Source organism: Bacillus cereus group sp. BfR-BA-01430 (assembly GCF_022663115.1).
Lineage (GTDB): Bacteria > Bacillota > Bacilli > Bacillales > Bacillaceae_G > Bacillus_A > Bacillus_A cereus_BD.
Map to the genome: position 1 here is coordinate 1 of NZ_JAKUEW010000007.1, position 22748 is coordinate 22748.

Here is a 22748-nt window from a genome sequence, read left to right on the forward strand (position 1 = left end):
TGGTACAGTTGATGCAGGATTAGGATTTACGATTGATGCAAAAGTAACTGTTAACGGTTCCCCACAATACAAAGTGCACAATAGTAAAGGAAAAACATACTATATCACAGCGAGCAAAGCCTATGTATATGTGAAGTAAAAAGATGGGTCTCCGATTTAGGGGACCCATCTTTTTTATTTCCATTCAATTAGAGTACGCTTATTACATCTACGACAAATAAACCCCTCGGCCTTATGTACAACATATTGTTTTTTAGTACAATTTGGACATTTTACAAGCTGCTTTCCCATCGCTCCATATATAAAAAGGACAGAGAAAAATGCCAATCCTATACCTGGCAAAATCCCGATTATAGTAAAAAGTAATACTACTGAAATTAATAAGCCAAACACACCAATTAGAAAGTATATAAGTCTTTTTAATTGGTTTCCTGTAGAACTTTTCTTTTCTTTCAATTCAATAATAAAAGTTTCTCCGTCAGCTGTTTTTCGTAACTCCATAAAATTCACTCCTTTTCTTCATTCCATATGTCCTCCACTTTCATATCAAGTGCTTTTGCTATACGCATAGCGACCCGTAATGTCGGTTCACTTTTTCCTCTTACTATCATACTTAACGTTTGATCTGTTATTCCAGCACGTTTCGCTAATGCTGATTGTTTAATCATTCTTTCAGCTAAAATTACTTTCAATTTACAATTCATAAAATCCCTCCTTTTAAAACATTCAATCAATCTTTTGAAAAACCTTTTGATTTTTTTATTATTGGACAAACAAGTTTGCGACTTCTAAGTCATATACCTATATCAAGACCACGAGGAAGCCTACGTGGAATCAAGGACATCAAGAAGGGAGAGAGGTATATGCGTTGGCAGTATAATCATTTAAACACAACTCCATATCTACATCCTTCAAAAGAATTGCGTCAAATGTACAACGAATCTAGGTCAAGAGCAGAGACGGAATCCATTCTCAACCATATGAAAAAGCACAATGTATTCAATGATAAGGACTACAAAGGATACTTTAGTCTTTCGCAAGTTGTTGAAGAAGATTTATATGGAGAGGAAGAAGATATTCTTAATTGGGAAATTTTAATGGATTGCTACGATGTTGTTCTTACAAGATCGGGGATTAAATTTCGTGAGAAGGAAGAGGAGGAATAAAGATGACACTTGCAGGGGAAGCAATGATTATTTGGACGGCAACAGGCTTATCTGTAATTGGAATGAAAGTAGCTGAAAAAATGGGAAAGAGTATTCCACATTGGCTTCCAAATGTCACCTTGTACACAACGCTCACAGGCTCGTTCGTATACCTTCTACGTTATGTTCTCGTTTTGTTTCTATGAAGGAATGTGATGTGGAAATCCACCACTATATGTAACACAAGTGGTTAAGCTTGTATGCACGTATTCCTTGAAACAGGGATATATACCCTCCATTAGAGGGATATGGGGAGTGATTTTATGTTGGAGTTATTGTCTGTCCCAGTGGCAGCATTATTTTTCGCTCTATATGGTGATCGATTTAAAAGTAAGGATGACGATAAATACAAAATACAAGTATTCTTTGAAGTATCAGGAATTGCAATAAAAAAGGAAGATAAGCTGCAGTACCCGAAGTTCCAAAAACAAATTGAAGATGATTGTAGTACAACGTATGTATACAAATTACCTTTAGGTATGCCGAGTAAAATTATTCAAAAGGTTGAGGATGTTGTCTCTGAAGGGCTAAGTAAACCAGTCCGAATTGATTACGATAATTACAAGTTAAATATTCGTGTATTTCATAGAGATATACCGAAAAAATGGTCATGGTCTAAAGGGTTGGTGGCAGAAGGAAGTTGGTGTGTTCCAATGGGGCAGAGTTTGGAAGAATTGATTTATCATGATTTTGAAAAAACACCGCATATGACATTAGGCGGACTCACACGAATGGGTAAGACAGTATTCTTAAAGAATGTGGTTACATCGCTTACTATAGCTCAACCAGAATATATTCATCTGTACATCATTGATTTAAAAGGTGGTTTGGAATTCGGACCATATAGAAACTTAAAGCAAGTGGAGTCTATTGCAGAAACACCACTAGAAGCATTTAAAGTATTGAATGATATTCATGAGAAAATGGCAGATAAGATGTGGTACATGAAGGAGAAGCATTATACAAACGTTGTAGAAACAAATATAAAAGAGCGCTATTTCATTATAGTTGATGAAGGGGCAGAATTATGTCCTGATAGAAGTATGGATAAAAAGCAGCAGAAATTACTAGGGGCATGTCAGCAAATGCTTTCGCATATAGCACGTATAGGTGGTGCGCTCGGCTTTAGACTTATATTTTGTACACAGTATCCAACTGGAGATACATTACCTCGACAAGTTAAGCAAAATTCAGATGCGAAGCTTGGTTTCAGATTGCCGACACAAACAGCTTCTCAAGTGGTTATAGATGAACCTGGATTAGAATCGATAAAAAGCATTCCAGGGCGGGCGATTTTCAAAACTGATCGACTCACTGAAATTCAAGTACCTTATATTAGTAATAAAATGATGTGGGACCATTTAAAACGATATGAGGTGGAGGAACATGCACATTCAGACACATATCAAAATCAACCGTCAGATGGCGATACTTGCGACGATTAGAAAGCTACAGTTTGCAACAAGAAGGCATTTAATGTGCGTTCATGATATGGGTGGTATACGGAATGCGAATCGAATTATGGCTGATATGAAACAATATGTGAGCAAAACGATGTACGGGAAAGAATATGTGTACTACCTCAATAAAGAAGGGCATGCAATGTTTGGTGATGATGGTAAAGTTGTATCGAGGGGGAAACTTGCTCATGCCTTATTACGCAATGAAGCTTGGTTGTGTTTGTTTTGCCCAGATGATTGGCAAGTGGAAACGGAAATCCGATACAGAAAGAATGGAGAGAAAAAGAAGATTATCCCCGATGTGAAATTTCGCGATGAAGAATCAATACTTCATGCGGTGGAAATAGATCGTACTCAAAAGATGGTTGTAAATGATAGAAAGTTAAAGTGCTATGAAGAGTTTACAAAAATATATAAACAAAAATATAAAGGAAAAGTGCCAGTAATCCATTTCTTTACGATTACAAAATATAGAGAACAGAAACTGGAAAAACTGGCAGCAAAATATGATGTGTTTGTAAAAGTATATGTAATAGAAGAATTTTAATCACATTCAAATTTAAGGGAATATATATAAGAAGAGAGTGGTATAAATTTGACCACTCTCTTTTGACCACGCTGACCACGCTGACCACATTGACCACAGCTTGTACCACATTTATTATTTACTTTGTGTCTATTTTGTCTAAAATATAAAATATAGCTAGACAAAAATGCTTATTTTATAACATAATGGACACATCCCCCTTATAGGGGTGTAAAGAAAAAACATTGACAAATATAAAATGGCTAGCTATAATTTTGTTTGTTGCCTTGAGGTGATATGATATGAAATGGTCCATCCATCAATTAAACAAATTGAGACATAAAGGATTGACTTTGGATGAGATGGTAGATGTAAGTGAGCTGAAAGAAATCGAGAAAGACATTCGTTCGATTGATCCTGTTCATGTAACGGGTAGAGTTGATTTTGGCTCCAATAAGTTTACGTTTCATCTACATATAACAGGAAGCATGATTTTACCATGTTCTCGCTCTTTAGTAGATGTGACATTACCATTTGACGTGAAAACAACTGAGGTGTTCCAAACTTCGGAAAAAGAGTATGAAACAGAAGCAGAAATCCATTATTTAGAAGGAGAAGTACTTGACTTACTCCCTATAATCAAGGAAAATATACTTTTGGAAATCCCAATGCAAATTTTCAGTGATGATGTTTCTGGAGGAACACCGATGCAAGGTCAAGACTGGCAAGTGATTTCGGAGGAAAGCAAAGAAAAGTCTGTTGATCCACGATTAGCAGGACTTGCGAAGTTTTTTGACAAATAATCGGAAGACTGGTTCAGGCCTTCATATGAAAATAATAATTTCTTTTAAGGAGGTGGGAAGAATGGCTGTACCTTTTAGAAGAACTTCTAAAACAGTAAAAAGAAAGCGTCGTACGCATTTCAAATTATCAGTACCTGGTATGGTAGAGTGCCCAAGCTGTGGTGAAGCGAAATTAGCTCACCGTGTATGTAAAGCATGCGGTACTTACAAAGGTAAAGAAGTAATCAGCAAGTAATTGCGAAAAAATAAACGTAGAAGGATATCCTTTTACGTTTATTTTTTTTTGTTTTTTTATAAAAGTGTTTGAATGGATTCCGCTATTTTAGAGCAGTAAGTCTCCCGCGCCTTAAGGTTCGGAGAGAAACAAGGAAGAAAAGTAGGAGCGCGGTTTCCTGTAACTGAAGGGCTCATAATCAGTGGGGATGAATGAGATGAAGTATTTTCATGCTCTTCCTGTAGCTTTTAGAAAATAAAAAATATATTCTTTGCCTATTTGTATTCTATCTTTTCTAGTAACTGCATATGTTTAATAAAAAATGCATAAGGAGGACTAGAAAGATGGTGACAACAAGACAAGATGCATGGACTGATGATGAAGATTTGCTTCTAGCAGAGGTAGTGCTCCGGCATATTCGAGAAGGTGGAACACAACTGTCGGCTTTTAAGGAAGTTGGGAGAAACCTATCTCGCACACCTGCAGCCTGTGGATTTAGATGGAATTCTTATGTTAGAAAGCAATATAAAGAACGTATTGAAGAAGCGAAACAAATTCGAAAACGAGAAAATTATGAACAAAAGCAACCGAAAGTTATATCTCATACTTCTACGACAATTACATTGGATGATGTGATCCATTTTTTGCAAACATATAAAGATGAACAAGAATCAAGAGTGTTACAACAAAAAATTGAATTACTACAAAAGGAAAAAGAAAGACTTCTTCAGCGTCTATCCGTATATGAGGAAGAGTACCGAACGCTGCTTGATTATATTGATCGAAAAAGAAGTGTAATGGTTTTAGAGGCAAAAGGAGAAAACGTTATTCATACGAATGAAACGTTAGAAAAAATAAAAAAATAAAAACAGCTGGGAAGCAGCTGTTTTTATTTTTTTTGTGAGGTGTTCTTGAATGTTAAGATAGAACATAATGAATACTATCTCATGCAGATTCTTCGTTTGTAACCGCATTCAAATTAGTTTCTGGATGCCAAATATAAAATTCACCATCTGCAGTTGTGACTTGTTGGAATGATAATGTATTCCAAAATGATGCGGATTGAATACGAGCGATTGTTTTGATAGGTAATTGTAAATTTTTCGCATAATTTACAAGCATTCGACCGAAACCTTGTTTTTGAAAAGATGGTAATACTTCCAGTTTGGACAGTTCGATATAAGGTCCTGTAATATCAAGATTTGCTTCGCCATGTCTTCTCATATACAAGCTCATGCGTGCAATGAGAGAACCACCGTAATAAATTCCGTAAAACGGGGATTCGCTATCGTTCTCAATTATGTTAGCTTGTAACTCTTCGAACATAGAAAGCTCTTGAGCGCCACATCCTTTAAATTTTTTAAATTCGTCTAACGTTTTATAATTGATGAGCAAGCGCTCAACTTTTGGGAATATCATATCACCACATCCTTTTCTCGTCTTAAAAAAAGAAAAGTAAAAATATTTACAATAATATTATAACTTATTTTATTATTTTTATGAAGAGTATGGGATATTTCTTTCGTATTTTTTTGTAAATTTGTTACACTAAAGGGTGAGATGTGTTTTTTAGTATATATGTTCTACATAAAGAGGTGTTTCCTCTACTTAGAAATTTTAAAATAGAGATCAAATATATGAATGGAGAGGAGTTAAGGAGCTTTAAAGGGATAGCTGAAAGCTCTTATGACCATAAATATGAAAATTGGAATTGTTGGCCCTGGAGCTATTGGTTTGCTATATGCGTTTTATTTTAAAAAAAGTAATCAAGATGTTACATTGTTTACAAGAACTTCTGAGCAAGCGAAACAATTAACAAAAACAGGAGTAACTTGTATTCAGGATGAAATGTCAGAAACGGTTTTTCCAAAAGTATTACCAGTAGAAAGTGTTGAAAAGGAGAACTTGGACTATATATTTATTGCCGTCAAGCAATATCATGTAAATCATATACTCCCTTTTCTAAGTAAGCAGCGAGTCGTATTTTTACAAAATGGGATGTCTCATCTTCAGCTTATAGAAGAATTACCGTGTGAAAATATAGCTGTAGGTATTGTCGAACATGGAGCCAAAAAAGAAAATCTTCATACGGTATGTCATACGGGAGTAGGAATAACAAAATTTGGTGTTGTTAAAGGTGATGCGCTTCAATTTGAACCGATATTCGAGTGTTTTGCTTCGCAACGCTTTTCTATGCGATTTGAAGATGACTGGAAACAGATTATGTACAATAAATTAATTGTAAATGTTTGTATTAATCCATTAACAGCTTTGTTTGGAGTTTGTAATGGAGAGTTAATATCTAACCCTTTCTTTCATCAAGCGATGAAGCAAGTATTTCAAGAAGTTGCATTTCTTATTGAAAAAGAGAAAGAAGAAGAGTTATGGAATATGGTGTGTCAAGTGTGTCAAAAAACATCTTGTAATACTTCTTCGATGTTAGCAGATGTACGAGAAAAGCGAAAAACAGAAATTGAAGCGATCGTTGGGTATGTTTTAGAGGAAGCGAAGGCACGACAGAAACAAGTACATATACTTCCATTTTTATACAATACGATAAGAGGTTTAGAAGCGTAAGTTATATTCTTTGCTTTTGTGCGAAACATTGACTACAATTTGGAATGGTGAAAGAACAGGATATGAAAGGAAGAATTATATGGAGATAAAAGAAATCTCTGTTCCGCTACAAGGTGTTGTAGGGGACTATATAAAGAGTGACAATAAGATACAGACATGTTTTGACTATGCATTGACAGAGGAAGGTTTTAAACAGCGCTTGTATGATTTGCGCAATCGCAAGTTCTTCCGTCAAGAGTTGGTGGAACATTTATTAGAATACAATAAGCAATTGCAAGCAGGACAATCGACGATTCAAAATATAGAAGCGTTAGCAGATGAGAATACATATGTTGTGATTGGAGGACAGCAGGCTGGATTATTAACAGGGCCGCTTTATACAGTGCATAAAGTGATCTCGATTTTACAGCTTGCAAAAGAAAAGGAAGCCAGCCTAGGTACTCGAGTTGTTCCTGTTTTTTGGATAGCTGGTGAAGATCACGATGTTGATGAAATTAATCATACGTTTGTAACGAAAAATAAAAAAATTAAAAAGATGATTTTTCATGATCGTCATTCGAAAAAAGCGAGTGCTTCAGAATCGGAAATTTCTATTGAAGATTGTAGCAAGTGGATCGAGGAGATTTTTAAAACGTATCCGGAGACAAATTTCACAAAAGATGTACTACAGTTTATTCAAGAGGCTTTAGAAGAATCTAGCACATATGTAGACTTCTTTGCGCGTTTGATTACGAAGTTATTTGCGGATACAGGTTTAATTCTTGTCGATTCACATCATCCAAATCTTAGAAAATTAGAAGTATCCTTTTTCAAAAGGATTGTAAGTCAGTACAAAGAAGTTCAGGAAGCTCTTCATAATCAACAACAGCTCGTTAAAGAATACGGGTATAAACCTATCATTGAAACGAAACAAAATGCTATACATGTATTTATGCAAATTGATGAAGAACGTGTACTGCTAGAAGAAGAGAACGGTAAGTTTGTAGGAAAAAGTGGCGCTTATTCATTTTCATATGAAGAATTGATAGAGGAAATGGAAAAAAGTCCAGAACGGTTTAGTAATAATGTTGTAACGAGACCTCTTATGCAAGAATATCTCTTCCCGACAGTAGCTTTTATTGGAGGGCCGGGAGAAATTGCTTATTGGAGCGAATTGCAACAAGTATTTCATGTGTTTGATTTTCAGATGCCTCCTGTTGTCCCGCGTCTTACAATTAGTTATATGGAGCGCGATATTATAACGGATTTATATGATTTAAATCTCAAAGAAGAGGATCCATTTGTAAAGGATCTTGAGAAGCTGCGTGAAAAATGGTTATCAAATCAAGTGGAAGAACCGGTTGAAGAGAGATTTCAGGAAACGAAAAAGAATATGATGGACATTCACTCTTCCTTGCGACAATTCGTAAATAGAATTGATCCAGGTTTAAAGGAATTTGCCGGAAAAAACGAAAGAAAGATTCAAGAACAAATTGAGCTGTTAGAAAGAATGCTAAAACAAAATCTGGAAAGAAAACATGAAGTGGAATTGAATAAGTTTCGTCGTTTGCAATATGCACTTCGGCCGTTAGGGGCACCGCAAGAGCGAGTATGGAACGTGTGTTATTATCTGAATCAGTATGGTCTTGATTTTGTGGAAAGAGTAACAAAACAATCGTATTCTTGGAATGGAACACATCATGTTATAAAACTATAAAATCTTGCTCTTCGGAGCAGGATTTTATTTTTGTTCCGTGGAATTACCTGTAAAATGATTTTTTCTGAATTATTAGTTTTATAGACAAGGAAATGTTAAGGATAATAAAAAGAGACATATATGACAAAATAGCACAAAATGTAAACGTATTATTAGGTTTTTCGACAGGTTTTTATTTAAATTCCCGCAAAAAATGATAAAATTTAGTATATAATAAATTAAAACTACGATTTGTGGAAATCGATTTCCACTCATAGTGCGTTAAATGAGCTGCTTGCTTGTAGCGTTTTATTTCTTCACTCATTTATAGGTGAAGAAAAAGAAAAGTTCAACATAATTATTTGGAAAAAGAGTAGGTGCAACGATGTTTAAACACGTAACAGTGCTTTTAGAGGAAACAGTAGATGGCTTGGATATAAAGCCAAATGGTACATATGTAGATTGTACACTAGGTGGCGGAGGACATAGTTCTTATTTATTATCTCAGCTAACGGAAGGAGGAAAGTTAATTGCATTTGATCAAGATGAAATTGCAATTCAAAATGCAAAAGACAAATTTTCTTCGTATGGTGAGCAATTTATAGCAGTAAAAAGTAATTTTCGTTATTTATCAGAGAAACTACATGAATTAGGGATTACAGAAGTAGACGGAATTTTATTTGATTTAGGTGTTTCTTCTCCACAATTAGATACACCAGAACGCGGTTTTAGCTATCATCATGATGCACCGTTAGATATGCGAATGGACCAAGATGCTCCATTAACAGCATATGATGTTGTAAATAACTGGTCGTATGAACAACTTGTAAGGATTTTTTTCCAATATGGTGAAGAAAAATTTTCAAAACAAATTGCAAGGAAAATTGAAGCGTATCGTGAAAAGAAGGCAATTGAAACGACTGGGGAATTAGTGGAGCTAATCAAAGAAGGAATTCCTGCTCCTGCTCGTAGGACTGGCGGACATCCTGCAAAACGAGTTTTTCAAGCGATTCGCATTGCTGTAAATGATGAGTTGAAAGTATTTGAGGAAGCGTTGGAAGCGGCAATTGAAATGGTGAAACCTGGTGGGAGAATTAGCGTTATTACGTTCCATTCACTAGAAGATCGTATTTGTAAAACAACATTTAAACGAAATAGTACAACACCAGACCTTCCTCCAGGACTGCCGATTATCCCAGATGAGTTTAAGCCGAAACTAAAGCTCATTACAAGAAAACCGATTTTACCATCTGACGTAGAGTTAGAAGAAAATAATCGAGCGCGTTCGGCAAAGTTACGGATTGCTGAAAAACGATAAAAAGGGGAGAGAGGTATGAGTAATTTAGCTGTAAAGTACAAACAACAAACGCAAGAACAGGTACAAGTACAATCGCAAGCGCCGCAGCAGATGGTACAGCCAAAGAAGGCGAAGATTACACGAATAGAGAAGTTGTTGTATGTGGCATTTATCGGCTTTTTATTATACGCTTGTGTGGCGTTTATTGGAAATAAAGCGGGATTATATCAAGTGGATAGAGAAGCAGCGAAGATAGAAGATACAATTGTGAAACAACAAAAAGAGAATCAAGAGTTGCAAGCTGAAGTAGAAAAGTTAAGTCGTTATGAGCGAATCGCTAAAATTGCAAAAAAACACGGGCTAGAAATTAATGCAAATAATGTGAAAGGCTTACATTAATGCAAATAGGTGTGAAACAATGATGAAGATGAACATGAACAAATTTCATACCAATAAGGGAGCAGGTTACTTTATGATATTTTTCCTCCTGCTCTTTTTGCTGTTGTTAGCCCGATTCTTTTATATTCAAGCAACAGGAACAGTGCATAATCAAGATTTAAGGAAACTAGCCCAAGCTAAACATAATAAAACAGGTGTACTAGAAGCAAACCGTGGTACCGTTTATGATCAAAATGGTCATGTTCTTGCGCAGGATGCAAACTCATATAAGCTTGTTGCGGCACTTAAAGGTGATAATGCTGTTAAAAACAAAGAAGATGCAGCGAAAAAAATCGCTAGTGTACTTGGTAAAGATGAAGAGAAAATTTTAACGACTCTAAAAAAAGACAAGAGCCAAGTAGAATTTGGAGCGTTAGGAAAGAATTTAACGAAAGAAACGAAAGAACAAATAGAAGCTTTAAAGATACCTGGAATTTCGTTTATTACAGAAAAAGCTAGGGTATATCCAAATGGAGACTTCGCTTCTTACATACTAGGGTACTCAAGGATAAATGATCAAGGTACCACAGTAGGGGCGGGAGGCTTAGAAAAGAGTTTAGATAAGTTTTTACGCGCTTCTAATGGAAGTGTAGGATATACAGGAGGGCATAACGGTGTTCCTCTTGAAGGCGGAAAACAAAGTATAAAGCCTCCTAAAAACGGCGATAATGTCTATTTGACAATTGATCAGCGCATTCAAAGCTTTTTAGAAAATGCAATGAAGGCAGCGGCAAAGCATTATGAACCAGGAATGCTAACGGCAGTAGTCGCTGATCCGAAAACAGGGAAAATATTAGCAATGTCTAGTAGTCCTAGTTATGATCCGAATAAACCGAAGATAGAGAACTACTTAAATGTACCAGTTGCAACTACATTTGAGCCAGGATCAACAATGAAAATATTTACATTAGCAGCAGCAATTAATGAAGGAAAATATAATGGACAAGAATATTATCAATCGGGTACGTATCCAGTTGGCAACCGGAGAATAAAAGACCATAACGGCGGTGCTGGATGGGGATCCATTACATTTGATGAAGGAGTTGAACGTTCTTCTAACGTTGCATTTGCAATTTTGGGAGATAAAAAACTTGGTCCAGATTTATTCCGTCAATATATTCATAAGTTTGGCTTGGATGAAAAGACTGGCATCGATTTGCCAGGAGAAGTTGATAATAAAATTGTATTTGATTCGCAAATTCAGCAAGTAACAACTGCGTTTGGTCAAGGCTCTACTGTAACTCCAATACAGCTTGTACAAGCTGCAACAGCGATTGCAAATGAAGGGAAAATGATGAAACCATATGTTATTGATCGAATTGTAGATCCGATAACAGGAAAGGTAGAACTACAACATAAACCAGAAGAGGTAGGGAAACCAGTTTCAAAAGAAACGGCGGCGCAAGTTAGACAATTATTAGAACGTGTCGTTACATCACCAAAAGGAACGGGTAATGCCTATAAGATTGACGGATATTCAGTAGGTGGTAAAACGGGTACAGCACAAATTCCTGATGGAAAAGGTGGGTACATGACTGGTAGAGAAAATTATATTTTCTCTTTCCTCGGTATGGCACCGATGGATGATCCTCAATTGGTTGTTTACTTAGCAATTAAACAACCAAAACTAAAAGACGATGAATACGGAGCAAAGCCGCTTGCTGAAATTTTTAAATCGGTAACAAAAGATAGCTTAGAATATTTAAAGATTAAACCGAAGGAAGTAAAAAATCCGAAGAAATATGTGAAAGAACAGCAAGTAGTCGTTCCGGATGTTACAGGAAAAACAATGGAAGAAGCAAAAAAAATACTAGAAAAAGTGAATGTTAGACCAACTATACTAGGTGAAGGTAAAGTGAAGCAACAAGTGCCGAAAGCGACTGAAAAAACATTAAAAGGTGATCGTATTTTCTTAGTTGGTGAGAAACCAAAGATGCCGAATATCCAAGGCTGGGCACTGCGAGATGTGATGAATTTAGCGAAAACGTTAAATCTCAATTTAAAACCTTCTGGAACAGGATATGTAACCGAGCAAAATGTGGAAGAAGGGGCATTGTTGCAACCAGGGACGGAATTAGCTGTGACACTTATACCACCACTTGAACCACAACAAGAGGCAGAGGAGCCACAGTAGGAAATTGTGAAAGTGATAAACAAAAGTAGAAAGTTCTAATCAAATCGGTACAAGCATATATTGGAACAAGCTAGGCGTAAGGGGGGCTTGTTCCAATATGCGTGTCTCGAATGTAACGGTGAGAAAACGACTAATTTTTATACTGATATGTGGCTTGCTTGTTTTTACGATTATCGATATTCGGCTTGGATATGTACAATTTTTCCTTGGGAATATGCTAACGGATCGTGCAAAAGATTCATGGAGTCGTAATATTACCTTTGAACCAGAGCGTGGGAAGATTTTAGATCGAAATGGTGTAGAACTCGCAACAAATAAAAGTGCGCCAACTGTTTTTGTTGTACCAAGACAACTCGAAAATCCAGCGGAAACTGCAGAGAAGTTGGCTGCAGTTTTAGGTGTGGAGAGAGAAGAAATTTATAAACGAATTACAAAGAAAGAATCTATCGTGAGACTCGACAAAGGTGGAAGGAAAATTTCGCATGATAAGGCGAAAGAAGTACGAGGGTTAAGTTTAAAAGGTGTATATATTGCTGAAGATTCTATTCGGCATTATCCATTTGGTAAATATTTAGCGCATGTGTTGGGATTTGCTGGGAGCGATAATCAAGGTTTGATGGGGCTTGAAGCATATTATGATAAAGAGCTAAATGGTGACAAAGGTTATGTTCGTTTTTTTGCTGATGCAAAAGGGCAGCGAATGCCTAATGTGGGAGACGACTTTAAAAAGCCAGAAGCGGGTTTGAATTTAAGGTTAACAATTGACTCTCGTATACAAGCAATCATGGAGAGGGAACTAAATATCGCGGATTCGACTTATAATCCGGATGGTATGATCGCAATTGCGATGAATCCGAAAAATGGTGAGATACTGGGGATGTCTAGTCGTCCAAGTTTTGATCCAGCAGATTTTCAAAGCGTTTCTCCAGAAGTATTTAATCGAAACTTGCCCGTATGGAGTACATATGAACCAGGATCAACTTTTAAAATTATTACTTTAGCTGCGGCCTTAAATGAAAAATTAGTAGACTTAGAGAAAGATACGTTTTATGATGATGGAGCAGCTGAAGTTGGTGGCGCTAGGCTGCGATGCTGGAAAGCTGGAGGCCACGGAAGTCAAACGTTTTTAGAAGTCGTACAAAACTCTTGTAACCCTGGATTTATTGAGCTTGGAGATCGCCTCGGTAAAGAGAAGTTATTCCAATATATTCGAGATTTTGGGTTTGGGCAAAAAACGGGAATTGACTTGCAAGGAGAAGGGAAAGGGATTTTATTTAATCTTGATAAGGTAGGACCAGTTGAACAAGCGACAACATCATTTGGGCAAGGGGTTTCTGTTACACCCATTCAGCAAGTTGCTGCGGTAGCAGCTGCTGTCAATGGTGGGAATTTATATCAACCTTATATTGCTAAAGAATTCGTTGATCCGATTACGAAACAAGTTGTCAGTAAGAAAAGTCCAAGTGCGAAAAGGAAGGTTATTTCCAAGGAAACATCAGAGAAGGTTCGATATGCGTTAGAGAATGTTGTTGCGAAAGGTTCTGGTAGGAGCGCTTATATTGATGGGTATCGTGTTGGAGGAAAGACAGGAACAGCGCAAAAGGTAAAGGATGGAAAATATTTAGACAATAACTATATTGTATCTTTTATAAGCTTTGCACCAGCAGATGATCCGCAAATTGTTGTGTATGTTGCCGTTGATAATCCGAAAGGGATCACGCAATTTGGTGGGGTAGTTGCTGCACCGATTGTAGGGAATATACTTCGTGATGTTCTTCCTGCTATGGGGGTAGAGCCGAGAAAAGAACAAGTGGAAAAAGAATATAAATGGGGCGATACACCTACTGTAGAAGTTCCAGATTTAATTGGTATGGATAAAAAAGATTTACAAACACAACTCATAGACTTGAAGCTTGATGTGAGCGGTGAAGGAAAAAAGGTGATTAAGCAATCACCAGAAGCTGGTACAAAAGTAAAAGAAGGCTCAAAAATTAGAATTTACTTCGGTAATTAAAGGTAAGAGATTGTGTTTTATGGTACAATTGGTGGAAGTTAGTTCTATCATTTAGAGAAATGTTCTCATGAAAATTCATTCTTATGAAAAGAAGACATATGATTTTTAGGTATGAGAATGAAAGGTGAGTGAACTGGAATGAGACAATCGTGTGTCTCATTCATACATGGTTGCTTTTAGACCATGGGGTCGTTACCTCCCGGTTCAAATGAGAAGTGGGAGGTAACTTATTTAATAAAAAAGATAAATAAACAATGTAGAGAGGGTTTAGTGAAATGAAGTTGCACACACTTGTATCATGTTTGCATGATTTTCCAGTTGTTCCAAAAGAAAATCCAGAAATTACATCTATTGAAGCAGATTCACGTAAGGTAACAAATGGAAGCTTATTTGTATGTATGAAAGGATATACGGTTGATAGCCATGATTTTGCTGAGCAAGCAGCCGCGCAAGGTGCGGCTGCTATTGTTGCGGAAAGACCGATTGATGTTGACGTTCCAGTTGTACTTGTGAAAGATACTTTTCGTTCATTAGCTGTGTTAGCGGACTATTTTTATGAGCAGCCAACACATAAATTGCACCTCATTGGTATTACAGGTACAAATGGAAAGACAACAACATCGCACATTATAGATGAAATTATGCGAGCACACGGTCATAAAACAGGACTAATTGGAACAATTAATATGAAAATCGGTGATGAAACATTTGCAGTGAAAAATACAACACCTGATGCATTGACGCTTCAACAAACATTTCACCGTATGGTGGAAGAAAATGTGAATAGTGCAGTCATGGAAGTTTCTTCACATGCATTAGATCTTGGTCGTGTACATGGTTGTGATTATGATGTAGCAGTATTTACAAATTTAACACAAGATCATTTAGATTATCACAAGACGATGGAAGAGTATAAGCATGCTAAAGGATTACTTTTTGCTCAGCTTGGTAATAGCTATCATCATAATCGTGAAAAGTATGCCGTATTAAATAATGATGATGCAGCAACAGAAGGGTATATAAGAAGTACAGCAGCTACGGTTGTTACGTATGGAATTGATACCCACAGTGATGTAATGGCGAAGGATATCGTTATGACAAGCGGCGGTACGACATTTACTCTTGTTACACCGTACGAAAGTAAAAAAATTACGATGAAATTAATTGGGAAGTTTAATGTATATAATGTTTTAGCCGCTACAGCAGCAGGACTTGTATCTGGTGTATCTCTGCAAACAATCATAGATGTTTTAGAACATTTAACTGGTGTCGCAGGTCGATTTGAAGTTGTAGATGGTGGTCAGGATTATACAGTAATTGTTGATTATGCGCATACGCCTGATAGTTTAGAAAATGTATTAACAACGGCGAAGCAATTTGCAAAAGGTAATGTATATTGCATCGTTGGTTGCGGTGGGGATCGTGATAAAACGAAAAGACCGATTATGGCAGGTGTCGCGACAGAATATGCAACGCATGCTATCTTAACTTCAGATAATCCGAGAAGTGAAGATCCACACGCTATTTTGGATGATATGTTAACTGGTGTAAAAGGGAATAATTATGAAGTAATTGTTGATCGGAAGAAAGCGATTTTCCATGCTATTTCTGAAGCACAAGCGGATGATATTATTATTATTGCTGGAAAAGGTCATGAAACGTATCAAATTATTGGAAAAGAAGTACATCATTTTGACGATCGTGAAGTTGCTAAAGAAGCAATCACAGAACGTTTAAACAACAGAGAGTAACAACATGAGAGGGGGACTACATGTGCTTGAACAAGGTTTATTAGTAACGGCTGGGGTAGCGTTCTTAATTTCAGTTGCCCTTTCGCCATTGTTTATTCCGTTTTTACGAAAATTAAAGTTTGGACAGAGCATTCGCGATGAAGGACCAAAATCGCATCAAAAAAAATCAGGAACACCAACGATGGGTGGTATTGTTATTTACGTGTCTATGATGGTAACAACACTCATTATGGCAATTAAGTTTGAACATTTAGGCGCAGAAGTGTCATTACTATTATTAGTAACGTTCGGTTACGGGTTGATTGGGTTTTTAGATGATTATATAAAAGTCGTTAAGAAACGTAATCTTGGTTTAACATCAAAACAGAAATTACTTGGGCAACTGATTATTGCCATTGCGTTTTTTGCTATTGCGAAAGGGCAAGGGTTTGATACACATTTAATGATTCCAGGAACTGATATGAAATTTGATTTACACTGGGCATATTTTATTCTTGTGTTGTTTATGCTTATTGGAGGATCAAATGCAGTCAATTTGACAGATGGACTAGATGGTTTGCTATCAGGAACAGCCGCTATCGCATTTGGTGCGTTTAGTATCATAGCAGTAGCGCAAGAGCAATATGCTGTAGCGATTTTCTGTATGGCAGTTGTAGGGGCTGTACTTGGGTTCTTAGTATTTAATGCGAACCCAGCCAAAGTCTTTATGGGTGATACAGGCTCACTTGCTTTAGGTGGTGCAATTGCAGCTGTGGCGATTTTGTTAAAACAAGAATTATTACTTGTTATTATCGGCGGCGTATTTGTAATGGAAACTTTATCTGTTATTATCCAAGTTATTTCATTTAAAACAACTGGAAAACGTGTCTTTAAAATGAGTCCACTACATCATCATTATGAATTATGTGGTTGGTCAGAATGGCGTGTTGTTGTAACATTTTGGTCTGTAGGATTTTTACTAGCAGTATTAGGAATTTATATCGGGGTGTGGATGTAATTGAAAACGGTAACTGATTATCAAAATAAAAATATTCTTGTATTAGGCATTGCAAAAAGTGGTTATGCAGCAGCAAATTTATTAAAAAGCTTAGGAGCAAATGTCATTGTAAATGATGGAAAGCCTTTAGCGAATAATGAGTTAGCAGCAGAACTACAAGCGAAAGGAATGGATGTAGTATGTGGGGGACATCCATTAGAATTATTAGAAAGAAATATTGCGCTTGTAGTGAAAAATCCAGGAATCCCCTATTCCAATCCACTGCTAGTTGCAGCGAAAGAGAAACAGATTCCTATTATCACTGAAATAGAATTAGCATATCGTATTTCAGAGGCACCATTTATTGGTATTACAGGATCAAATGGTAAAACAACAACAACAATGCTAACGTTTGAAATGTTGAAAGAGGGAGAAAAGCATCCCGTTATTGCTGGTAACATAGGAACAGTAGCATGTGAAGTAGCACAATCAGCGAAAGCGAATGAAGTGCTTGTGACGGAACTTTCGTCATTTCAATTAATGGGTGTAGAGACATTTCAGCCTAAGGTTGCAGCGTTTTTAAACTTATTTGAAGCACATTTAGATTACCATGGTACAAAAAAAGAATATGGTTTAGCGAAAGCGAATATTTTTAAAAACCAGACGGCAGCAGATTATAGTGTGATAAATGCAGATGATGCAGATGTGATGGCATTATCTGCCGATAGCAAAGGGCAAAAGATATTGTTTTCTGCTACAAAAGAAATTGAAGATGGCGCATATATAAAAGAGAATGCTCTTTATTTTAAAGGTGAGAAAGTTGTTGAAATCAAGGACGTTGTTTTACCAGGTAAACACAACCTGGAAAATATTTTGGCGGCAATGAGTATTGCGAAATTGTTAGGTGTAGCAAATGAGGCAATTGTTGCCGTGTTAAAACGATTCACGGGTGTAAAACATCGCTTAGAATATGTGACAACGATTCATAACCGAAAGTTTTATAATGATTCAAAAGCAACGAATATGTTGGCGACTGAGAAGGCATTATCAGCATTTACAAGCCCTGTCATTCTACTTGCAGGTGGACTAGATCGCGGGAATGAATTTGATGATTTAATTCCATATTTTGAACAACATGTAAAAGCGATTGTAACATATGGACAAACTGCACCGAAATTAGTTCATGCAGCTGAAAAAGCAGGGTTAGCAATTATTGAAACTGTCAATCATTTAGAAGAAGCGGTAGAAAGAGCATATGCTCACTCTACTGATGGAGATGTTATCTTACTTTCACCAGCATGCGCGAGCTGGGATCAATTTAAAACATTTGAAGAAAGAGGAGACATTTTTATACAAGCTGTGCATAAACTTATATAAAGTAAATCAAAACATCAGTAGGCTGACACCTACTGATGTTTTGTTACATAGGACAAAAATGCTTTGTCTATAAAGGTGGTGGTCAATGCCAATGAAAAAAACGCCTGATTTTATTCTCATTATTGTTACGCTTTTATTATTAACAATCGGAATGATTATGGTCTACAGTGCAAGTGCTGTCTGGGCTTCCTATAAGATGGGAGATTCATTCTTTTTTGCGAAACGGCAACTACTATTTGCAGGACTTGGAGTAGTGGCGATGTTTTTTATTATGAAAGTCGATTATTGGGTGTGGCGAACCTATTCCAAGGTCATTTTACTCGTTTGTTTTATTCTTCTTATTCTTGTTCTTATTCCTGGAGTCGGACTTGTTCGAGGAGGAGCGCGGAGCTGGATTGGTATCGGAGCGTTTTCCATTCAACCTTCAGAGTTTATGAAATTTGCGATGATTATTTTCTTAGCCAAATTTTTGGCGGAAAAACAGAAGGTAATTCCATCGTTTAAACGAGGGTTACTTCCTGCACTTAGTTTTGTTTTTGTCGCTTTTGGAATGATTATGCTTCAGCCGGATTTAGGAACAGGAACAGTTATGGTTGGGACATGTATTATTATGATCTTTATTTCAGGAGCCCGCGTTTTTCATTTTGCAATGTTAGGATTAGTTGGTATGGCTGGATTTGTTGGATTAATTGCCTCAGCACCTTATCGAATAAAGCGAATTACATCTTATTTAGATCCTTGGTCGGATCCTCTTGGAAGTGGATTCCAAATTATTCAATCATTACTTGCGATTGGTCCAGGTGGTTTATTTGGGCTAGGACTAGGACAAAGCAGACAAAAGTTTCTATATTTACCAGAACCACAAACAGATTTTATATTTGCAATTTTGTCAGAAGAACTAGGTTTTATTGGCGGTTCGTTTGTGTTATTATTATTTAGTCTGTTATTATGGCGCGGAATTCGTATAGCGTTAGGAGCGCCTGATTTATATGGTACGTTTTTAGCAGTAGGTATTGTGGCGATGATTGCGATTCAAGTGATGATTAATGTTGGTGTTGTAACAGGGCTGATGCCTGTTACAGGAATTACTTTGCCATTTTTAAGTTATGGTGGATCAAGTTTGACTTTGATGCTAATGGCAGTTGGCGTATTGTTGAATATAAGCCGCCATTCTCGCTACTAAACCCTGTTTATAAGACAGGGTTTTTCGTATGTATGAGAACGTCATTTATCCCGCAATAGCCCGATTGGTGAGGCTCATTAAAGTTTCACTTTATCATACAAATATAAACATGTGTACAATTGAAATTAGAATAGAGAAGCGGAGGAATTTGTAGTGCGAATATTAGTTAGTGGTGGTGGCACAGGTGGTCATATATATCCAGCCCTTGCTTTAATTAGAGAGATAAAGAAGCTACATCCAGAAGCACGATTTTTATATATCGGTACAGAAAATGGACTGGAAAGTACGATTGTTCCAAAGGCAGGTATACCATTCCAATCCATTGTAATTAGTGGATTTAAACGTAAAATATCCTTTGATAATGTGAAAACAGTTATGCGTTTTGTGAAAGGTGTGCAAGATAGTAAAAGATATATTCGTCGTTTTAATCCTGATGTTGTAATCGGAACAGGTGGATATGTATGTGGTCCTGTTGTATATGCAGCAGCAAAATTAGGAATTCCAACGATTGTGCACGAACAAAATAGTGTACCAGGGGTAACAAATAAGTTTTTAAGTCGCTATGTGGATAAAGTTGCAGTTTGTTTTGAAGCAGCTTCGGAACATTTCCCACAATCTAAAGTCGTAATGACGGGAAATCCGCGTGCGTCGGAAGTAATGAATCAAAATGGAATGAAAGGGAAGCGTTCTGTTGGATTATCACTTTCTAAAAAATCGGTTCTTATTTTTGGCGGAAGCCGTGGCGCAAGACCGATTAATGATGCTTTTGTAGAAGCGATTGAACAATTTGGCAACAAAAACTATGAAGTATTGTATATTACTGGTGAAGTGCATTATGATAAAGTTATGGAAATTGTGAGAGAAAAAGGAAATCCGGATAACGTTATTATTAAGCCATTTATTCATAATATGCCAGAGGTACTTACTGGCGTAGATCTTGTTGTTTCACGAGCTGGTGCAACGACATTGGCAGAATTGACTGCATTAGGAAAGCCAAGTATTCTTATTCCGAGTCCTTATGTGACAAACAATCATCAAGAGAAAAATGCGAAATCAATTGTTGATAAAGGAGCAGCTAAAATGCTTCTTGAAAAAGATTTAACAGCTGAAACGCTTCTTCATAATATTGATGAAATTTTGTTAAACACTCAAACATTGCAAAATATGAAACTAGCTGCGAAACAGTTAGGAATTCCAGATGCGGCGAATAAGCTATTTGAAGTCATGAAACAACTTATGAAAAAATAACCTTAGGTGAATGTCCTGCATATTACTGTAATAAGGAGACTTAATATGGAGGAGATCGTCATGAAACAATTAGCAAAGGAACTCATAGAAGCAAAGGTTGGGAAAGTGTTTCTAGATGAATCATTAGCTCGATATACAACTATGAAAATAGGTGGCCCAGCTGATATATTTGTTACACCGACAAACATTTCTAGTATTGAAAAGATTTTAGCTTTAGTGAAGAAATATAAAGTGAACTGGACGGCAATTGGACGTGGTTCCAACCTTCTTGTTTCTGATAAAGGTATAGAGGGTGTTGTGATTCGCTTAGGAGAAGGATTAGACCATCTTGAAGTCGAAGAAGCTACTGTAAGAGTTGGTGGAGGATACCCTCTTATTAAGTTGTCAACATTACTTAGCCGCCAAGGATTAGCAGGATTGGAATTTGCAAGTGGAATTCCAGGAAGTGTTGGCGGTGCGGTATACATGAATGCTGGGGCTCATAAATCCGATATTTCGAAAATTTTAACGAGAGCTTACGTTATGTTTGAAGATGGAACGGCTTCTTGGTTGTCAAAAGAAGAAATGGAATTTTCTTACCGTACTTCCGTTTTACAGACAAAGCTTCCAGGCATTGTATTAGGAGCTGAATTTCAACTCGAACGAGGAAATCGAGAAGAAATCGTTCGCATGATGCAAAAGAATAAAGATTATCGCCGTGACACACAGCCGTGGAGCCACCCTTGTGCCGGAAGTATATTTAGAAATCCGTTGCCACATTTTGCTGGAGATTTAATCGAAAGGGCTGGACTTCGTGGATATCAAATTGGTGGTGCGAAAGTGTCTGAAATGCATGGGAATTTTATTGTTAATACCGGAACAGCATCAGCTCAAGATGTTTTGGACTTAATTGGATTTGTTAAAAGAAACATCAAAGAAAAATTTGATATAGATATGCATACAGAAGTAGAAATCATTGGAAGATAACTGTTATCTGTTCCGCTCGATATCATTTATGGTATAATAAGAAGATAGAACGGCATGACAAACATGCCGTTCTTTATGTTACATAGGGGGATCGTACATGAAAAATAGTAAAGTTATTAAACTACAAGATCGTGTACCAAAATTAAAAAATCAAAAGAAGAGGAATAAACCGCCTGTCAATCACCGATTAATTTTATACATATCAATTTTATTTTTATTAGTGCTCTTTTTAATTTATTTTCGGTCTCCGCTAAGTAATATAAAAAAGATCAGTGTTTTTGGTAATCATTATATGACAGATGAACAGGTTATGAAAAAGTCTGGAATAACGTATGAAACAAGTTATTTCCGAGTAACAGCACGTCAAGCAGAAGAAAATTTAAAGAAACAAATAGAAATTAAATCGGTAGATGTTAAGAAACGTTTTCCTAATAAAATTGACATACACATCGAAGAATATGTAACGATAGGTTATATTAATAAGGATGGGAAGTTACAACCGCTTTTAGCAAATGGGAAAACATTAGATATACTACCGAGCGGAAAGTTGCCTGTCGCAGCTCCAATTTTTGAACCGTTTAAAGAGGAAAAAATGAAAGAATTAATTTCAGAATTAGAAAAATTAACTCCAACTATTCTAAGATCCATTTCTGAGATTCGTTATACTCCAACGAATTCAAATGAAAGTCATCTTACCTTATATATGAATGAAGGTTATGAAGTTAGTACAACCATTCAAGATTTTGCAAAGCGGATGGAAGCTTATCCATTAATTTTGAAACAAATTGAGCCGGGTAGAAAGGCTTTCATTGATTTGGAGGTTGCCACATACTTTAAATATTTAGATGATGAAAAGAAGAAATAGTAGAATAGTAGTTTTGTTTCTTTTTAATAGCATATAAGC

23 protein-coding genes and 1 pseudogene are annotated in these 22748 nt (G+C 36.5%); 21 read left to right on the forward strand and 3 right to left on the reverse strand.

Annotated elements, in window-relative coordinates:
- Window positions 1–139, forward strand: a pseudogene (locus MR058_RS13310) (N-acetylmuramoyl-L-alanine amidase); the annotation flags it as partial.
- Between the two features lie 35 nt (window positions 140–174).
- On the opposite strand, the gene MR058_RS13315 reads toward MR058_RS13310, so the two are convergent.
- Together MR058_RS13315 and MR058_RS13320 are read right to left on the reverse strand one after the other, a co-directional pair.
- The gene (locus MR058_RS13315) at window positions 175–501 is read right to left on the reverse strand and encodes a hypothetical protein (RefSeq protein ID WP_041809926.1); all 327 of its coding nucleotides are present in this window, start codon (window positions 499–501) and stop codon (window positions 175–177) included.
- 5 nt (window positions 502–506) lie between these two features.
- A complete protein-coding gene (locus MR058_RS13320; RefSeq protein WP_012095022.1) occupies window positions 507–704 on the reverse strand; it encodes a helix-turn-helix transcriptional regulator in 198 nt (65 codons plus the stop codon).
- A 159-nt stretch (window positions 705–863) separates the two neighbouring features.
- Here MR058_RS13320 and MR058_RS13325 point away from each other — a divergent pair, with 159 nt between their 5' ends.
- The 7 genes from MR058_RS13325 (at window position 864) to MR058_RS13355 (ending at window position 5074) form a co-directional block, all read left to right on the forward strand.
- The gene (locus MR058_RS13325) at window positions 864–1166 is read left to right on the forward strand and encodes a hypothetical protein (protein ID WP_012095020.1); all 303 of its coding nucleotides are present in this window, start codon (window positions 864–866) and stop codon (window positions 1164–1166) included.
- A 2-nt stretch (window positions 1167–1168) separates the two neighbouring features.
- Entirely contained in the window at window positions 1169–1351 is a 183-nt protein-coding gene (locus tag MR058_RS13330) for a hypothetical protein (RefSeq protein WP_012095019.1), read from the forward strand.
- Window positions 1352–1468: 117 nt separating this feature from the next.
- Window positions 1469–2650, forward strand: coding sequence for an FtsK/SpoIIIE domain-containing protein (locus tag MR058_RS13335; protein WP_012095018.1), 1182 nt, complete (start codon window positions 1469–1471; stop codon window positions 2648–2650).
- A complete protein-coding gene (locus MR058_RS13340; RefSeq protein ID WP_041809924.1) occupies window positions 2592–3212 on the forward strand; it encodes a replication-relaxation family protein in 621 nt (206 codons plus the stop codon). The genes MR058_RS13335 and MR058_RS13340 overlap by 59 nt, the downstream gene beginning before the upstream one ends.
- Before the next feature lie 281 nt (window positions 3213–3493).
- Window positions 3494–3994: a YceD family protein gene (locus tag MR058_RS13345; RefSeq protein WP_242144465.1), complete on the forward strand. Its 501-nt coding sequence runs from the start codon at window positions 3494–3496 to the stop codon at window positions 3992–3994.
- Between the two features lie 61 nt (window positions 3995–4055).
- The gene (gene rpmF, locus MR058_RS13350) at window positions 4056–4229 is read left to right on the forward strand and encodes a 50S ribosomal protein L32 (RefSeq protein ID WP_001984764.1); all 174 of its coding nucleotides are present in this window, start codon (window positions 4056–4058) and stop codon (window positions 4227–4229) included.
- A gap of 323 nt (window positions 4230–4552) precedes the next feature.
- Window positions 4553–5074 (forward strand): RsfA family transcriptional regulator, encoded by a 522-nt coding sequence (locus MR058_RS13355; RefSeq protein ID WP_242144466.1) that lies wholly within the window; start codon window positions 4553–4555, stop codon window positions 5072–5074.
- A 79-nt stretch (window positions 5075–5153) separates the two neighbouring features.
- Here MR058_RS13355 and MR058_RS13360 read toward each other — a convergent pair whose 3' ends face one another.
- The gene (locus MR058_RS13360) at window positions 5154–5627 is read right to left on the reverse strand and encodes an N-acetyltransferase (RefSeq protein WP_242144467.1); all 474 of its coding nucleotides are present in this window, start codon (window positions 5625–5627) and stop codon (window positions 5154–5156) included.
- A 273-nt stretch (window positions 5628–5900) separates the two neighbouring features.
- Here MR058_RS13360 and panE point away from each other — a divergent pair, with 273 nt between their 5' ends.
- From panE to divIB, 13 genes are all read left to right on the forward strand, one after another.
- Window positions 5901–6785, forward strand: coding sequence for a 2-dehydropantoate 2-reductase (gene panE, locus MR058_RS13365; protein WP_242144614.1), 885 nt, complete (start codon window positions 5901–5903; stop codon window positions 6783–6785).
- A 79-nt stretch (window positions 6786–6864) separates the two neighbouring features.
- Window positions 6865–8481, forward strand: a complete 1617-nt coding sequence (bshC, locus tag MR058_RS13370) for a bacillithiol biosynthesis cysteine-adding enzyme BshC (RefSeq protein ID WP_242144468.1) — start codon at window positions 6865–6867, stop codon at window positions 8479–8481.
- A 364-nt stretch (window positions 8482–8845) separates the two neighbouring features.
- A complete protein-coding gene (gene rsmH, locus MR058_RS13375; protein ID WP_242144469.1) occupies window positions 8846–9778 on the forward strand; it encodes a 16S rRNA (cytosine(1402)-N(4))-methyltransferase RsmH in 933 nt (310 codons plus the stop codon).
- Window positions 9779–9793: 15 nt separating this feature from the next.
- Window positions 9794–10156: a cell division protein FtsL gene (ftsL, locus tag MR058_RS13380; protein ID WP_242144470.1), complete on the forward strand. Its 363-nt coding sequence runs from the start codon at window positions 9794–9796 to the stop codon at window positions 10154–10156.
- Window positions 10157–10178: 22 nt separating this feature from the next.
- The gene (locus MR058_RS13385) at window positions 10179–12329 is read left to right on the forward strand and encodes a penicillin-binding protein (RefSeq protein WP_242144615.1); all 2151 of its coding nucleotides are present in this window, start codon (window positions 10179–10181) and stop codon (window positions 12327–12329) included.
- A 97-nt stretch (window positions 12330–12426) separates the two neighbouring features.
- A complete protein-coding gene (locus MR058_RS13390) occupies window positions 12427–14343 on the forward strand; it encodes a stage V sporulation protein D (RefSeq protein ID WP_242144471.1) in 1917 nt (638 codons plus the stop codon).
- Window positions 14344–14618: 275 nt separating this feature from the next.
- Entirely contained in the window at window positions 14619–16094 is a 1476-nt protein-coding gene (locus MR058_RS13395; protein ID WP_242144472.1) for a UDP-N-acetylmuramoyl-L-alanyl-D-glutamate--2,6-diaminopimelate ligase, read from the forward strand.
- Between the two features lie 22 nt (window positions 16095–16116).
- Window positions 16117–17091, forward strand: a complete 975-nt coding sequence (gene mraY / locus MR058_RS13400) for a phospho-N-acetylmuramoyl-pentapeptide-transferase (RefSeq protein ID WP_242144473.1) — start codon at window positions 16117–16119, stop codon at window positions 17089–17091.
- Complete coding sequence (gene murD / locus MR058_RS13405; protein WP_242144474.1) at window positions 17092–18447, forward strand: UDP-N-acetylmuramoyl-L-alanine--D-glutamate ligase; 1356 nt, start codon at window positions 17092–17094, stop codon at window positions 18445–18447.
- Window positions 18448–18532: 85 nt separating this feature from the next.
- Entirely contained in the window at window positions 18533–19630 is a 1098-nt protein-coding gene (gene spoVE, locus MR058_RS13410) for a stage V sporulation protein E (protein ID WP_242144475.1), read from the forward strand.
- 153 nt (window positions 19631–19783) lie between these two features.
- Window positions 19784–20878 carry an undecaprenyldiphospho-muramoylpentapeptide beta-N-acetylglucosaminyltransferase gene (gene murG / locus MR058_RS13415; protein WP_242144476.1) on the forward strand — a complete coding sequence of 365 codons (1095 nt, stop codon included), beginning with the start codon at window positions 19784–19786 and terminating at the stop codon, window positions 20876–20878.
- 60 nt (window positions 20879–20938) lie between these two features.
- Entirely contained in the window at window positions 20939–21844 is a 906-nt protein-coding gene (murB, locus tag MR058_RS13420; RefSeq protein WP_242144477.1) for a UDP-N-acetylmuramate dehydrogenase, read from the forward strand.
- 97 nt (window positions 21845–21941) lie between these two features.
- Window positions 21942–22709 carry a cell division protein DivIB gene (gene divIB, locus MR058_RS13425; protein WP_242144478.1) on the forward strand — a complete coding sequence of 256 codons (768 nt, stop codon included), beginning with the start codon at window positions 21942–21944 and terminating at the stop codon, window positions 22707–22709.
- The last annotated feature ends 39 nt before the right edge of the window (window positions 22710–22748 follow it).